We start from the raw sequence: 15,873 nt of genomic DNA, 5'->3' as shown, positions 1-15,873 counted from the left end.
ATGAAACGAAAAAGCCTTGAGGATGCTCAATGCCCGGTAGCACGAACCTTGGATGTGCTGGGTGACTGGTGGTCACTGTTGATCATCCGCGACGCCTTTGACGGTATTAGCCGGTTTAGTGAGTTTCAAAAGAATCTGGGGATGGCAAAGAATATTCTTTCCACTCGGCTACGCACGCTGGTCACCCAGGGGATTTTGCAAGTGAGCCCTGCCGCCGATGGTAGCGCCTATCAGGAGTATTTGCTGACCGATAAAGGCCGCGAAATCTTCCCGATTATCGTCGCACTGCGCCAATGGGGAGAGGATCATCTTTTTGCGGCAGGAGAGGACTATTCACGCCTGGTGGAAAACGACAGCGGCCAGCCAATACCTCGCATGACGCCAATCGGCCATGCAGGGCAAGAACTCAACCTACGCAATACCCGGGTTGTCAAAGTAGATGAGAAATAAAAATGCTGAAAGTCATTGCCGAAGATTTTATCAAGGTTGAAGCGATAGAAACGGTGTTACCGCTTTATCAAGAGTTGGTTGAAGCCACCAAGCAGGAACCCCGCTGCATAGCCTATGATCTGTATGTCGATCAAAAGGATGCCGGGCACTTTATCTTTATCGAAGAGTGGCCCGATCGCGCGGCGTTGGAGGCTCACTGCGCGAGTGAACACTTTAAACGCCTGGTGCCGCTGATTGATCAGCATACGCGTAAAGAGGCGACCTATATATTGATGGATCCCTTTGTCTAACAGCATGATTACAGCCCATGTGCTCCTTTGGCTAGTTATTCGTACAAAAATAAAGTTAAGCAGACCAACAATATGCCAATTGGCAATACCGTCAAAAATACCGTCAACAGGTGTGAGTTAGTCAAAAGTCATAATAGAGAAAAAACAAAACCCCCTGTAAAAACAGAGGGTTAATATCAAACTAAATGTTTCAGTGCAGGGAGGAAATCGACTGAATCATTCCCATTCGATCGTCGCCGGTGGCTTCCCGCTGATATCATAAACCACACGGGAAATACCGTTGACTTCGTTGATGATACGGTTAGAAACACGGCCAAGGAAATCGTACGGCAGGTGTGCCCAATGCGCGGTCATAAAGTCGATGGTTTCTACCGCACGCAGAGAGACAACCCAATCGTATTTACGGCCATCGCCCATCACGCCAACGGAACGCACCGGCAGGAACACGGTGAACGCCTGGCTGACCTTGTTGTACAGATCGGCTTTGTGCAGCTCTTCGATGAAGATCGCATCGGCACGGCGTAGCAGGTCGCAATACTCTTTCTTCACTTCGCCCAATACGCGCACGCCCAGACCTGGCCCTGGGAACGGGTGACGGTACAGCATGTCGTACGGCAGGCCCAGCTCCAGACCAATCTTGCGCACTTCGTCTTTGAACAGCTCTTTCAGCGGTTCTACCAGCCCCAGCTTCATTTCTTTCGGCAGGCCACCGACGTTGTGGTGCGATTTGATCACGTGCGCTTTGCCGGTAGCGGAAGCGGCAGACTCGATCACATCCGGGTAGATGGTGCCCTGAGCCAGCCACTTCACGGCGCTCTGCTTGCAGGCTTCTTCGTCAAACACTTCGACAAAGACGCGGCCAATGATCTTACGCTTGGCTTCTGGCTCATCCACACCCGCCAACGCGCTCAGGAAACGGTTTTCTGCCGCTACGTGCACGATGTTCAGACCGAAGTGGTCACCGAACATTTCCAACACCTGGTCGGCTTCGTTGAGGCGCAGCAGGCCGTTATCTACGAATACGCAGGTCAGGCGCTTGCCAATGGCACGGTGCAGCAGCATGGCGGTAACGGATGAGTCCACGCCGCCAGACAGGCCGAGGATCACGTGATCTTCACCGACCTGCTCACGAATACGCGCAACGGCATCTTCGATGATGGTGGCAGGCGTCCACAGCGCTTCACAACCACAGATATCCAGCACGAAACGCTCCAGGATACGCTGGCCTTGGCGGGTATGGGTGACTTCCGGGTGGAACTGTACGCCGTAGAAGCGTTTTTCCTCGTTGGCCATAATGGCAAACGGGCAGGTATCGGTGCTGGCAACGGTGACGAAATCTGACGGGATAGCGGTAACTTTATCGCCGTGGCTCATCCATACGTCTAATACCGGTTTGCCTGCCGGGCTTATCGCATCTTCGATATCGCGGATCAGGGCGCTTGATTGGGTGATTTCCACCTGCGCATAACCGAACTCACGCTCGGTTGAACCCTGTACATGGCCGCCCAGTTGCATCGCCATGGTCTGCATGCCGTAGCACACGCCCAATACCGGTACGCCGGCGGTGAAGACATATTCTGGCGCACGCGGGCTGCTCAGTTCGGTGGTGCTTTCCGGGCCACCGGAGAGAATGATGCCGCTTGGATTGAATTCGCGGATCTGCTCTTCGCTGACGTCCCAGGCCCACAGCTCACAGTAAACACCGATCTCACGCACGCGGCGGGCAATCAGTTGGGTGTATTGTGAACCGAAATCCAGGATCAGGATGCGATGCTTATGAATATTTTTTGTCATGTGAGGCAAATTCCAGCAACAGAGAAAAAGAGCAAAAAGGGTATTTGGGATGAGAGGCTGCCCCCTCATCCCTGCCCCTCTCCCGCAGGAGAGAGGTTAAAGCATTAGCCCATGCGGTAGTTTGGTGATTCTTTGGTGATGGTAACGTCATGCACATGGCTTTCTTGAATCCCGGCACCGCTGATGCGCACAAACTCGGCTTTGGTACGCAGTTCGTCGATGGTCGCACAGCCTGTCAGGCCCATGCAGGAACGCAGGCCGCCCATCTGCTGATGTACAATCGCCTTCAGCATGCCTTTGTAGGCCACACGGCCTTCGATACCTTCCGGCACCAGTTTATCAGCGGCGTTATCGGTCTGGAAGTAACGATCCGAGGAACCTTTGGACATCGCGCCCAGAGAACCCATTCCACGGTAAGATTTGAACGAACGGCCCTGATACAGCTCGATTTCGCCCGGAGATTCTTCCGTCCCCGCCAGCATTGAACCAACCATCACGCAAGACGCACCGGCAGCAATCGCTTTGGCGATATCGCCAGAGAAGCGGATACCACCGTCAGCGATAACAGGGATACCTGTTCCTTCCAGCGCTTCGACCGCATCGGCGATAGCGGTGATCTGCGGAACACCCACGCCGGTTACGATACGAGTCGTACAGATAGAGCCAGGACCGATACCGACTTTCACCGCGCTTACGCCGGCTTCCATCAGGGCTTTGGCACCAGCCCCGGTCGCGACGTTGCCGCCAAGGATTTGCAGGTCCGGGTATTTGGCACGGGTTTCACGGATGCGCTGTAACACGCCTTCGGAATGGCCGTGTGAAGAGTCGATGAGCAGAACGTCAACACCAGCAGCGACCAGCGCATCAACACGCTCTTCGTTACCGGCACCAGCACCCACCGCAGCGCCTACGCGCAGACGGCCATGCTCATCTTTACAGGCGTTAGGTTTACGCTCTGCTTTCTGGAAGTCTTTGACGGTGATCATGCCCAGCAGGTGGAAACTGTCGTCCACCACCAGCGCTTTTTCAACGCGTTTTTCGTGCATTTTTTGCAGCACAACTTCACGCGCTTCGCCTTCCTTGACGGTGACCAGGCGCTCTTTTGGCGTCATCACTGCGGTGACAGGCTGAGTCAGATCGGTTACGAAGCGCACGTCACGGCCGGTAATGATCCCCACCAGTTCGTTTTCTTCGGTCACAACCGGGTAACCGGCAAAGCCGTTACGCGCGGTTAACTCTTTCACTTCTGCCAGCGTGGTGGAAGGTGTAACGGCCTGTGGGTCCGTGACCACGCCGCTTTCATGTTTTTTCACCCGGCGAACTTCTTCCGCCTGGCGCTCAATGGACATGTTTTTGTGAATGAAGCCCAGACCGCCTTCCTGCGCTAGCGCAATGGCCAGGTTGGATTCGGTTACGGTATCCATGGCTGCGGACAGCATAGGGATATTCAGGCGGATAGATTTGGTCAGTTGGGTGCCAAGATCTGCGGTATTAGGCAGAACTGTGGAGTGGGCTGGAACCAGGAGAACGTCATCAAACGTTAGAGCTTCTTTTACAATACGTAGCATGGGCAATATCTCACCAAGGTGGATGCGGAAAAGATAAAATATTGCCGTGGCATTATACAGAGCGTAATCGGTTGCCTCCAGCACTTTCTTACAAAAACTCTTGATTACCTTTCGCCGAGCTGTAATATCGACCAATTAAGTGCTTGTTTTGAAATTTGATCTGGGTCACATGTCACTACCTACTTCACCGTCCATTTTTACCGTAAGCCGCCTCAATCAGACGGTTCGACAGCTGCTGGAAATGGAAATGGGGCAGATTTGGCTCTCCGCCGAGATCTCCAACTTCTCCCAGCCCTCCTCCGGCCACTGGTATTTCACGCTGAAAGATGACCGTGCCCAGGTGCGTTGCGCGATGTTCCGCAACAGCAACCGCCGCACCACCTTTCGCCCACAAAATGGCCAGCAGGTTCTGGTACGTGCCAGCATCACCCTGTATGAACCACGTGGTGATTACCAACTGATCGCCGAAAGCATGCAGCCTGCCGGTGACGGCCTGCTGCAACAACAATTCGAACAGTTAAAACAGCGCCTGGCGGCCGAAGGTTTGTTTGATCAGCAGTTCAAACAACCATTGCCAAGCCCGGCCAAATGCGTTGGGGTGATCACCTCCGCCAGCGGCGCAGCGCTGCACGATATTTTGCAGGTGCTACAGCGGCGGGATCCTTCACTGCCGATCGTGATTTATCCCACGTCCGTGCAAGGTGCAGAAGCTCCGTTGCAGATCGTTCGCGCGATCGAAACCGCCAACCGCCGTGATGAGTGCGATGTGCTGATCGTCGGGCGCGGCGGTGGCTCGTTAGAAGATTTATGGAGCTTTAACGACGAACGCGTCGCGAAGGCAATTTTTGCCAGCCGTATCCCGATCGTCAGCGCCGTCGGCCATGAAACCGACGTTACCATTGCCGACTTTGTTGCAGACCTGCGGGCACCTACCCCTTCCGCGGCCGCAGAGTTGGTCAGCCGTAATCAGCTTGAGCTGTTGCGCCAATTGCAGTCACAGCAACAGCGGCTGGAAATGGCGATGGACTATTATCTGGCGCAGCGCCAGCAGCAGTTCACCCGCATCAACCACCGTCTGCAACAGCAGCATCCACACCTGCGGCTAGCTCGGCAGCAAACGCTGTTATTCAAGCTACAGCGCCGTTTGGAAGATGGGATGCAGCAGCAATTGCGCCTATCTTCTCGCCGCAGTGAACGCGTGCAGCAGCGCCTGGCGCAGGTACAGCCGATGGGCCGCATCCACCGCTTGCAGCAGCGTGTTCAGCAGCAGGAATACCGATTGCAGCAAGGGATGGAGCGGCAACTCAATGGCTATCGCCAACGCTTTGGTGTCGCCTGTAGTCAGTTGGAGGCAGTTAGCCCACTGGCAACCCTGGCTCGCGGCTATAGCGTAACGCAGACGCCACAGGGTGAGTTACTGAAAACCACCAAACAGGCACAGGTTGGGGAAATGCTGAAAACCCGCCTGCAGGATGGCTGGGTGGAGAGCGAAGTCAAAACCGTCACCGTGGCAAAAAAGCCGCGTAAGAAACGCGTGGTGGAATAGCGGTTAGTGGCAGAGCTGATCGACTTCTTCTGCGGAAAGGCCGGTCAGTTTCATTACCATGGTGCGTTCGAAACCGTTCTCCAGCATGGAACGAGCTATTTTCACTGCTTCCTCAAGTTTGCCTTCTAGCCGTCCTTTTTGCTCGAGATATTCTGCAATAGTCATCAATTCCTCCTCATGCGATGGCGCACGACTAGCCAACTCACGGATCAGCGTATCCTAAATTGCGTAGCGTAAGGCTACCTAGATAGCAGTGTATTAATGATAACCAATCCCACGCAAAGCTTCATCCAGTTTGATACTTCCCCAACCCTCTGCAGAGGGTTGGGATATGACATTAATTACAGCACAAAAGTATCCCGGCAAACCCCGTTCACCCACAGCTCGCGAGTCTCACCTGCTGGCAATACAATGTTCAGCACCTGCCACGTCGGTTTGAAATGCCCCTCGTGGGTGAAGGTCAGCTCGATGCGCTGATTGTCACTCACCGCCTCCCAGCGGAGCCACAGCGCATTATTCTGCTGCCAGCCATGGCTTTCCCCATCGTCTTCAAACAGCAGGCCTGAGGACCATCCGCAACCCTTGGTGGGGAACAGCCTCAGTTCCCGGCGATCGTCTGCTGCAATATCCACATGCCCCAACCGCTGTGACATTGGGATCCCTGCCCCAGCGCGTACCAGCAGTGGTAAGCGTTCCAGCGGTGCCTCCAATACAATGCTTTGTCCACCGCTGTACCATTGGCCGCTATAGAAGCAATACCAACCATCAACGTTATCCGGCAGGTAGACTTCACGCTGGCGCTGCCCCTGCTCCACCACGCTGGCCACCAGCAGGTCGCGGCCAATCAGGAAATCATCGGTCTCACCGAAGGTGCGCTCATCGTGCTCATGATCGAGGAAGGTTGGCCGCAGCATCGGCTCATCATCATGGCTTGCCTGCCAGAGTAGCGTGTAGAAGTATGGCATGAGGCGATAACGCAGGTTGATGGCATCTCGGATCATCGGCGTCGCCGCCGGGTACATCCAGGGTTCATTGACGGTAGCATCATCATTCCAGGAATGAATGGTAAAGCGCGGGTGCATTACTCCGTTTTGTACCCAACGCACCAACAGTTCCGCGTCTGGCTTATCGCCGGAGAAACCGCCCACGTCATGCCCAACGTTAAACAGCCCGGACAGGCTCATCCCCACCCCCATTCGGGTGTTATAGCGCAAGGTTTGCCAACTGGTGCGGTTGTCGCCACTCCAGGTTTGCACATAACGCTGCATACCGGCGCAGCCAGAACGCGAGATCAAATAAGGCCGCAGGTTCGGCGCAAAACGCTGCTGTGCTTCAAGTGAGGCACGCATCATCAGCAGCGGCATCACCGGGCGAATATGCTTGATGGCAATCGGCTTGCCGAAGCCATGGCAGCGCGCTTCACCATCCCACACTTCATACTCGTTGTTGTCATTCCAGGTGGAATCAATCCCCATTTCCAGCAGTTGCTCCGTCACCCCCTGCTGCCACCAGCGCACCGCTGCCGGGTTGGTGAAGTCGAGATGCGAACCTTCGTCATCCCAGAAGCTGGAACGTTCTGGGCCGTCGCTCTGCGAATCGCGGATAAACAAGCCAAGTTCTGCCACCTGTTGATATTTGGGATGGTCCTGCAACAGGCAGGGTTTGATATTCGCCGCCAGCTTCAGCCCAGCATCGTGGAAGGCTTGGCTAAGCTGTTTAGGCTGCGGCACCTTGTCGTAGTTCCAGTTGAAGACGTAGCGTTTGTTATTGATCGAGGTATAGCCGGAAGAGAGCTGGAACGAATCGCACGGGATGGCGTGCTGGCGGCACAGCTGGATAAACTGCTGCAACTGCTGCTGGGCATCCGGTGCGTCGGTGTAGTGCATCGTCGAGCCGCTGTACCCCAGGCTCCACTTCGGCCCAAAATGGGTTTTACCGGTCAGACGCACGAAGGCCTTGGTGACGTCGAGCACCTTTGGCCCCAGGAACAGATAGTAATCCAGATCGCCCGCCTCGGCCTGATAGCGGCGATAGGCCAGGTGATAGTTGTCGATCTCATTCCCCAGATCCAGCCAGCAACTGCTCAGGTTGTCATAAAACAGGCCAAAGCTGACCTCTTCCCGGCGCGTGATGGTAAACGGGATATGCTTATAAAGCGGATCGGTGCTGGCAGCGTTGTAACCCATCGCGTCCAGGTTACGCATTTCAAAGCGGCGGCCCGTACGCTCCAGATCGCCCGCTTTTTCACCTAGCCCATAGTAACGTTCGCCCTGATGGCGGCGCTGATAGTGCGCCACGCCGTCGCCGTGCGCATTAAGCAGATAGGCACTGGTTGGGCGATCCGCAGCCAGTGGTAGCCATTCCCCCGCCGCATTGCAGTATTCCCATTCCAGCCATAGCGGCTGATGTATCGTCACGCGCAACTGCGGAGTCGCTACCGTCAAACTGTCTGCCTGCTGGCCAAGTTTATAGCCCGGCAGGCCAAAACCAGCGACGCTGAGGCGATCCCGCCCTTCCCAAGGCACATCCTCCTGCGGAGCGATACTCCAGGTGCGATCCAGTGCCAGTTCGCCGTGGCGTTTGATCAGCACTCGGAACAGATTGCTTTCCAGCACGTACAGGCAGAACAGGTGTTGCTCATCCACCAGCAGTTCAACACGGTCGGCGTATTGCCCAGCCAGCGTCCAGTTTTTTAACGTTTTCATAATTATCCAACTTAAACAGTAGGTGAAGGTTTTTTGCCGCGCTCGGCGATCAAACCGATCAGGAACATCGCACCGATCAGATCGAAGAAGCCCATCGCGACGAAGAGCGGGTTGAAGCCGACGGTATCGGAAACGGCACCAATCAACAGCGTGAACAGGAAGCTGGCGATCCAGGCGCTGGAGCCGCGCATGCCGTTCACCGTTGCCATCTGGTTTTTATCGAAGGATTCCACCACCAGCGCGCTCAACATGCAGGAGATCACCTGGTGCCCAAAGCCACCAATTGAGATCAGCGCGATCGCGATGTAGGGATCTTTGGTGATCGCGACAAACGCCAGCGATACCATCATGAAGGCTCCGGTCACCGAGCTGGCCACCACCGAGTTCACCCGTGAACAGCCGAACCATTTGCGATACAGCGTAGTGAGATAACCACTGGCGACGCTGCCGATATCCGCCGCCAGGAACGGAAGCCAGGCAAACATGGCAATCTGTTTGAGATCCATGCCGCGCTCGGTGGCCAGATATAGCGGCACCCAGAAGCTGAACACCGCCCAGGCCGGCTCAGCAAGAAACGCTGGGATGGCGATGCCATAGAATTTTTTGTTTTTGCACAGGATCGCCAACGATTTAAAGAACGGCAGCTTCGGCAGTACCGGTTCATTATCCTCGTTGATCAGATCAAACTCCTTTTGGCTCAGGTTCGGGTGCTGTTGCGGCGAGTGGTAAAACACCCACCACAGCACCACCCAGATCAGCGCCAGGGCACCAGAGAACAGGAAGGCTCCCTGCCAGCCAAAGGACACATGGGCAATCACAATGATCGGCGGTGCCAACATCGCGCCGATCGAAAAGCCAACCCCTGCCCAGCCAGCGGCAATCGGCCGTTCTTTTTTCGGGAACCAGTCAGAAATAGCTTTCGCGTTAGCCGGCGTGGCCGCCGCTTCAGCTGCACCCATGAAGAAACGCAGGATCGCCAGTTGCAACCAACTGCCCGCGCCAGCATGCATCATGCACACCACCGCCCAGATGCTGGCACAAACCAGAAACCCCATCTTCAAACCAATGACGTCTATCAGCCAGCCGCAGATCGGTTGGAACAGGGTATAAGCCAGTTGGAAGGACGCCACCACCCAAGAATATTGCTCGGTGGTCATGTTGAGGCTGGTTTTCAGCTCAGGTGCCAGAATACCCAGCGAGTTACGGGTAATGTAGTTAACCGTGACGCCCAACAGGAACAGGGCCAACATCCACCAGCGCAACGATTTGAATTTACGGCGGCTGCTGGCGACAACCGTTTGATTGATTTCTACACTCATCTTGATCTCCGTGGCGACCATACGCCTTTTTGGTAGGGCAACTCTTGCTAACGGAGGTGTTAACAGCGTTATTTGTGACGTCGGCCACAAATACAACGTCAATGCTGCGACAACCCTATGATTTAATGTTGTTTTACTTGTATTCCATCCAATAAATTGGACTGATAAATCTATAAAATTGGTGTACCAAGGCAGACTAACCAGCGGAGAGTGCAAGTGAAATGGCGAAATTTGCAAAAGTTTTCATACACCAGCTAAATTTTCGCCGTTATAGCCATAGAAAGCCGTCTGAAAGGAAGATATACGCCGTGAAAATATTCTCACGACCGAATTTGAAGGAGATCACAAAATGAACGGAAAGCTGAAAATACAGGAAATTGCGCGCCAAACCGGGCTTTCGATCAGCACCGTCTCACGCGTGTTGGCAGGGAAAGCCAACACCAGCGCCGAGGCACGGCAACGGGTGCTGGCCTGTGCGCAGCAAAACGGTATCCTGCAGGGGCTTTCCAACGGCAGGCTGATGTTGAACAATGTGATGGTATTTGCCCCACAGCGCGCCTTTGATGTCCGCACCGATATTTTCTACTACAAGGTGATCCAGGGGATCACCACCGCACTGGCGCAACATGATGTGAGGATCCGCTACTGCGGGTTGGAGGAGCAACACAGCGACAGCGTGCTGTTTTTGGAAAAGATGAGCGACCCGTTAACCGAAGCCGTGCTGATCATCGGCATTGATGACGAGCATATCCATACGCTGGCCGCCGATCTGAACAAGCCCTGCATTCTGATTAACTGCACCGATCGCCAGATGCGGTTAGACAGCGTTTCCCCCGACCATCAGCTGATTGGGGAGTATTCCGCCAACTATCTGTTGCAACAGGGCCACAGCCGTATCCTCAATCTGCAATGTCTACGACGCAATACCATGGAGTTGCGGCTGGCGGGGATCAAACAGGCCTATATGCGGCACAATATTCCCTTCGATGACCGCCAGCATCTGGTCACCACTTCCGGTTTCGGTAGCGAAGAAGCCGAGCAGGCCATCACGGCCTTTATCAACAGCGTTACCGATCGGGCACAATTGCCGACGGCAATCCTGGCAGGGGGTGACTATATGGCGGTGGGTGCCGTCAATGCGCTAAAGAAAATGCACATCAGCGTGCCAGGGCACATTTCGGTGATGAGTACGGATGGTTTTAATCTGGCGGAGATCCACGACGTACCGCTGACCTCGGTTCACGTTCCTCGTGATGAGCTGGGTGCAGAGGCCATAGCGCTGTTGCAGCGCCGTATGCTGCGCCCGGATGCGCCACCCAGCAATATGCTGTTGCATGGGCGTTTAGCGGTTCGGGCCTCGGTTAAACGCCTCAGCCAAAACAAGGTGTCGCCAGCGGTCAGCACGCACGACCACCGGCTCTATGATGCATGAGGTCATTCCACCGGTTGATAGCTGAACTTCACCCGCTTTTTGGAGATCAGCCCGTGGCCATGTTGGCAGAGATAATCCACGGCGCCACAGGCTTTCAGTTCTTGCAACGGTTGCCCGCAGTCGGGGCACTCGGCAAGCTGCCGGTAATCGCTGTTGCAGTCATCACAATGATAGTGGCCATTCACCCAGCTCATCGGCTGGGCACAAACCGGACATAAGGCGTCCATCTTTCCTCCTGGTTTAAATCACGCCCCACGAGCGCAAGAAAGAGATCCCCAGCGCGGTGGTAAAGAAGGATCCCACGGTGGTGATCGCAATAATATTGGCGGCCAACGTCGCGTTGCCCCCCATGGCTCGCGTCATCACATAGCTGCCGGAGGCGGTTGGCGTCGCAGAGAACATAAAAATAATGCCGAGCGTAGCGCCCTCGAAACCGCATAGCCAACCCCCAAACGTCATCAACACCGGTACTAAAAACAGTTTAGCCGACGAAGACAACGCAGCGACGTTGGAAGAGCGGAACATTGCCCGCAGATCGAGGCTGGCCCCGGTACACAGCAAGGCCAGCGGTAATGACAGACCTGAGATGTAGCTGCCGGTCTGCTTGAGCACTGGCGCAATCCCCAGCCCGGTCTGCGCATAGGCCAGGCCACTCAGCAGCCCCAAGATCAGCGGATTAGTCACGATACTGCGCAGCAATGACAAATGTTTGATCTTCCGCCCGTTGCCGCCTTGCAGGCTGCGCGTCAGGGTGATGACCGACAGCACGTTAAACAGGATCACCGTCACTGTCAGATACAACGAGGCAATCGCGACGCCCTCATCGCCGTAGGCGGTCATAGCATAAGCCAGACCAACAATCGCGGTATTCGCCCGGAACCCTCCCTGTACAAACACGCCACGCTCGCGTGGCTCTTTCACCAGCCACTTGGCCGCGATCTCCAGCAGCAAGAAGGTCGCTATCGTCCCCACCGCACCGTAGATCACCAGAGCAAAATTATCGCGCAGTTGCGGGTGGTTAGTGGCAATGCTGAAGAACAACAGGCAGGGCAGCGCCAGATTAAAGACCAGTTTGGTGGCCCCATCGATAAAGCGATCGTCCATCAGCCGCCAGTGGCGCAGCAGGATCCCCAGCAGCATCATCAATAAGTTGGGTACGGTGACGCTAAAGGCAAAACTCCAGGTTTCCCAGGACATGAGCTTCCTTTACAGGGTCGGTGAGAAGTGAGATTGGCAGATAATAGAACGGTTTAAGCAGGATAAAAATAGGGCGCGGTATCAATTCCACGCCCTACGATTGTTATTTTGACTTCTTCAGGTGGCTCATCAAGCGCTTGCGCTTGCGCATCTGGTTTGGCGTCAAGGTGTTGCGCTTACCCGCAAACGGGTTCTCACCCTCTTTGAACTGGATGCGGATCGGCGTACCCATCACCTTGAGTGAACGACGGAAGTAGTTCATCAGATAACGTTTGTAGGAGTCGGCCAGATCGGATACCTGGTTACCGTGGATCACCACGATAGGCGGGTTATAACCCCCTGCGTGCGCGTATTTGAGCTTCACGCGGCGGCCACGCACCAATGGCGGCTGGTGGTCTTCGGCAGCCATCTGCATGATCTTGGTCAGCATCGAGGTATTTACGCGACGAGTAGCACACTCATAGGCTTCGTTCACAGATTCGAACAGGTTACCCACACCGCTGCCGTGCAGCGCAGAGATAAAGTGCACACGCGCAAAATCGACAAAGCCCAAACGCAGATCGAGCATCTCTTTCACGTGATCGCGATCTTCCTCACTCATGCCGTCCCACTTGTTGACCGCAATCACCAGTGAGCGCCCACTGTTGAGGATAAAGCCCAGCAGCGACAGATCCTGATCGGAAATGCCTTCGCGGGCGTCGATCACCAACAACACTACGTTGGCATCTTCGATCGCCTGCAACGTTTTGATCACCGAGAATTTCTCTACGGTTTCGGTAACTTTGCCGCGCTTGCGCACCCCGGCGGTGTCGATCAGCACGTATTCACGCTCGTCACGCACCATCGGAATGTAAATGCTGTCGCGAGTCGTGCCTGGCATGTCAAACACAACGACACGCTCTTCGCCGAGAATACGGTTAGTGAGCGTCGACTTACCTACGTTAGGGCGGCCAACGATCGCCAGCTTGATCGGCAAATCCTGCGGGTTGAAGTCATCTTCCGGATCTTCATATTCACCCTCTTCCAGCTCACCGCTCTGCTCGGCCCAATAGGCGGCATTGGCTTCTTCTTCGGTCAGCTCGACTTCTTCCGGTTTTGCCGGAATGAACGGCACCAGCACGTGTTCAATCAGCTGCGTGACGCCACGGCCATGGGAAGCGGCAATCGCATAGACGTCGCCCAGGCCCAAGGAATAGAAATCTGCCGTCGCGGTGTCCGGATCCATGCCATCGGTTTTGTTGGCAACCAGAAACGTCGCCTTCTGGCGATTACGCAGGTGCTGAGCAATCCCCTGATCGGCAGGCATCAGCCCGGCACGGGCATCGACCATAAACAGCACGATATCGGCCTCTTCGATCGCCAGCAGCGACTGACCGGCCATACGCGTTTCAACGCCATCTTCCGTCCCGTCAATACCCCCGGTATCGACGATAATAAATTCGTTGCCCTCAACTTCAGCACGACCATACTTGCGGTCTCGCGTTAGCCCGGGGAAATCCGCCACCAGCGCATCGCGCGTCTGTGTTAAACGGTTAAACAAGGTGGATTTACCGACATTCGGGCGCCCGACCAGCGCAACGACAGGTATCATGTTGAAGCCTCATTACTTAATAATCAATGCGTTACTATGCAGCGCAATAGACAGCAGCAGCATAGCTTAAAAATACGAAACGGCTCCTGGTATCAGGAGCCGTTATCCCATGAATCTTACAGGCTGCACAGCCTGCGATTGATTGGGTATAAAACTGTTAGCGAGTGAAGGCGTAAACCTTGCCGCCACGCGCCTGGATCAGCAGTTTGTCACCCGCCACAATTGGCGCGGACAGGAAGCCGGAGCTATCCACTTTTTGCTGAGCCACAAAACGGCCATCGGTGGTATTGATCCAGTGCAGATAACCTTCGGCATCGCCGACGACAAGGTAGCCGTTATACAGCGTTGGTGCGGTCAGGTTACGGTGCAGCAAATCGCTCTGACGCCACAGGTTAACGCCACCTTCGGTATTCATCGCCACTACACGGTCATTCTGATCGACCACATAGATACGGCCTGCGTCGACGATAAAGTCGTTCACCGAGCCCATATCACGTTTCCACATGATTTGGCCGGAGCGCAGATCCAGCGCCGCCATGTTGCCATTGTAACCCAAGGCATAGACCACGTTGTCAATAATCACCGGCGTGGTGTCTACGTCATTCAGGCGGTCGATCTCAGTCGCACCGCTTGGCTGGGAAATACGCTGCTGCCAGATCAACTGGCCCTGCTGCATCAACACGGCGCTGACGCGACCGTTGTCACCGCCAACTACCGCTGCACCAAAGGCCGTTGCCGGAGCAGACTCACCACGCAGTGACAGTGAAGGGATATCCAGGTTGACCGTCCACTTGATGGCACCATCAGACTCGTTCAACGCTTGCAGTTGGCCGTTGGTGGTATGGATCAGCACCAGCCCCTCTGCGACCACCGGACGGGAAATCGCTTCACCCGCCACCTTGGTTTGCCAGGCGACTTTACCGTCTTCGGTATTCAGCGCATATACCACTGCTTTCTCACTGCCAACGTATACGTTGGAGCCAGACACCGTCAGGCCACCAGACAGCAGCGCAGGCAGGTTACTGGAGAAGAAGCCGGTTTTCTCGGAGAGATCGGCCTTCCATTTTTCTTTACCGTCGGCCAGGTCCATCGCTTTCACCGTACCGCGACGATCGGCAGCATAAACCGTGCTGTCCTGATAAGCCGGACGCAGGTGAGAGTAGTACTCGCCAATGCCATCACCGACCGACGTGCTCCACGCTTTGTTCGGCGTGAACTGATTTTCAACCGTTGGCAGCGGCGACATGGTAACCACGTCTTCTTCGCCACTAAACAGCGAGCAACCACTCAGCAAAGTCACGGAAACCAGTCCGACCAAGAGTGTTTTACGCAATTGCATGGGAATTCCCCTTAGCTGGACAAGTTATTCAATTTCATGCGCATCACTGCCGCAAGCGCCTGAGAAGCATTGGATTCGATGCCTTTGCTGTAAGCTTCGCGTGCACCTTTGCTGTCGCCTTTGGCCAACAGCACGTCGCCGCGTACGTCTTGCATCATTGCCATCCAACCTTCGCCTTTGACGCCATCCAGCGTTTTCAGCGCTTCATCCAGCTTTTTCTCTTGCATCTGAATACGAGCCAGACGCAGATTTACCAACGCCAGCAGGTTTTCATCTTTGGCATGGCCCTGTGCCACCACCAGTTGCTGTTCTGCCTTGGCAAAATCACCTTGTTCTGCAAAGTGTTTAGCCAAATCCAGAGCCGCGAACACGCCGTAGCTGTTGTCGTTGGCCTGGATAAACTTCTCTGCCGTTGCCACGTCTTCGGCTTTACCCGATGCCAGGGCAACGTCAACCTGTTGATAAGACTGTGAGGCAGCCATCATGCTGGAGGTCTGGTTGCTCTGCCAATAGCGCCAACCAACCAGGGCACCAATACCGAGCACCACACCCACAACCAAAGCTTTACCGTTTTCGGCAAAAAAGTTGCGCACGGCGTCAAGCTGTTCGTTTTCAGTGGTATAGACTTCCACGGTGTCCTTC

The 15,873-nt window shown here is 55.0% G+C and carries 14 protein-coding genes; 4 read left to right on the top strand and 10 right to left on the bottom strand.

What is annotated here, in order from left to right; genetic code table 11:
• Positions 1–450 carry a helix-turn-helix domain-containing protein gene (locus IMQ33_RS18440; protein ID WP_065686595.1) on the top strand — a complete coding sequence of 150 codons (450 nt, stop codon included), beginning with the start codon at positions 1–3 and terminating at the stop codon, positions 448–450.
• Between the two features lie 2 nt (positions 451–452).
• Positions 453–740: a putative quinol monooxygenase gene (locus IMQ33_RS18435; protein ID WP_196062066.1), complete on the top strand. Its 288-nt coding sequence runs from the start codon at positions 453–455 to the stop codon at positions 738–740.
• A 216-nt stretch (positions 741–956) separates the two neighbouring features.
• Here the strand turns inward: IMQ33_RS18435 and guaA are convergent, their stop codons facing one another.
• Together guaA and guaB are read right to left on the bottom strand one after the other, a co-directional pair.
• Positions 957–2,534, bottom strand: coding sequence for a glutamine-hydrolyzing GMP synthase (gene guaA, locus IMQ33_RS18430; protein ID WP_065686599.1), 1,578 nt, complete (start codon positions 2,532–2,534; stop codon positions 957–959).
• A 104-nt stretch (positions 2,535–2,638) separates the two neighbouring features.
• On the bottom strand, positions 2,639–4,102 hold the full coding sequence (gene guaB / locus IMQ33_RS18425; RefSeq protein WP_037411907.1) for an IMP dehydrogenase: 1,464 nt from the start codon (positions 4,100–4,102) through the stop codon (positions 2,639–2,641).
• 169 nt (positions 4,103–4,271) lie between these two features.
• On the opposite strand from guaB, the gene xseA reads away from it, so the two are divergent.
• Positions 4,272–5,648 (top strand): exodeoxyribonuclease VII large subunit, encoded by a 1,377-nt coding sequence (xseA, locus tag IMQ33_RS18420; protein WP_021178839.1) that lies wholly within the window; start codon positions 4,272–4,274, stop codon positions 5,646–5,648.
• A gap of 3 nt (positions 5,649–5,651) precedes the next feature.
• Here the strand turns inward: xseA and IMQ33_RS18415 are convergent, their stop codons facing one another.
• The 3 genes from IMQ33_RS18415 to IMQ33_RS18405 form a co-directional block, all read right to left on the bottom strand.
• Positions 5,652–5,813 (bottom strand): hypothetical protein, encoded by a 162-nt coding sequence (locus IMQ33_RS18415; RefSeq protein WP_158006244.1) that lies wholly within the window; start codon positions 5,811–5,813, stop codon positions 5,652–5,654.
• A 176-nt stretch (positions 5,814–5,989) separates the two neighbouring features.
• Positions 5,990–8,353 carry a glycoside hydrolase family 31 protein gene (locus tag IMQ33_RS18410; RefSeq protein ID WP_196062067.1) on the bottom strand — a complete coding sequence of 788 codons (2,364 nt, stop codon included), beginning with the start codon at positions 8,351–8,353 and terminating at the stop codon, positions 5,990–5,992.
• A gap of 11 nt (positions 8,354–8,364) precedes the next feature.
• Positions 8,365–9,672 carry an MFS transporter gene (locus IMQ33_RS18405; protein ID WP_024484230.1) on the bottom strand — a complete coding sequence of 436 codons (1,308 nt, stop codon included), beginning with the start codon at positions 9,670–9,672 and terminating at the stop codon, positions 8,365–8,367.
• Between the two features lie 349 nt (positions 9,673–10,021).
• Here IMQ33_RS18405 and IMQ33_RS18400 point away from each other — a divergent pair, with 349 nt between their 5' ends.
• The gene (locus IMQ33_RS18400) at positions 10,022–11,104 is read left to right on the top strand and encodes a LacI family DNA-binding transcriptional regulator (RefSeq protein ID WP_065686601.1); all 1,083 of its coding nucleotides are present in this window, start codon (positions 10,022–10,024) and stop codon (positions 11,102–11,104) included.
• Between the two features lie 2 nt (positions 11,105–11,106).
• Here the strand turns inward: IMQ33_RS18400 and IMQ33_RS18395 are convergent, their stop codons facing one another.
• From IMQ33_RS18395 to IMQ33_RS18375, 5 genes are all read right to left on the bottom strand, one after another.
• On the bottom strand, positions 11,107–11,331 hold the full coding sequence (locus IMQ33_RS18395) for a zinc ribbon domain-containing protein (RefSeq protein WP_021807182.1): 225 nt from the start codon (positions 11,329–11,331) through the stop codon (positions 11,107–11,109).
• A gap of 13 nt (positions 11,332–11,344) precedes the next feature.
• Complete coding sequence (locus IMQ33_RS18390) at positions 11,345–12,301, bottom strand: AEC family transporter (protein WP_065686603.1); 957 nt, start codon at positions 12,299–12,301, stop codon at positions 11,345–11,347.
• A gap of 103 nt (positions 12,302–12,404) precedes the next feature.
• Positions 12,405–13,892, bottom strand: a complete 1,488-nt coding sequence (gene der / locus IMQ33_RS18385; RefSeq protein ID WP_024526997.1) for a ribosome biogenesis GTPase Der — start codon at positions 13,890–13,892, stop codon at positions 12,405–12,407.
• Between the two features lie 157 nt (positions 13,893–14,049).
• Positions 14,050–15,231: an outer membrane protein assembly factor BamB gene (gene bamB, locus IMQ33_RS18380; protein ID WP_065686604.1), complete on the bottom strand. Its 1,182-nt coding sequence runs from the start codon at positions 15,229–15,231 to the stop codon at positions 14,050–14,052.
• An 11-nt stretch (positions 15,232–15,242) separates the two neighbouring features.
• The gene (locus IMQ33_RS18375) at positions 15,243–15,863 is read right to left on the bottom strand and encodes a YfgM family protein (protein WP_024484236.1); all 621 of its coding nucleotides are present in this window, start codon (positions 15,861–15,863) and stop codon (positions 15,243–15,245) included.
• Positions 15,864–15,873 lie beyond the last annotated feature (10 nt).

The organism is Serratia sp. Res13-Sevr-LER1-36-b, from assembly GCF_015673035.1.
GTDB classification, from domain to species: Bacteria; Pseudomonadota; Gammaproteobacteria; order Enterobacterales; family Enterobacteriaceae; genus Chania; species Chania fonticola_C.
The sequence above is the reverse complement of the archived record's forward strand: the minus strand, read 5'-3'. Positions and strand labels throughout refer to the sequence as shown.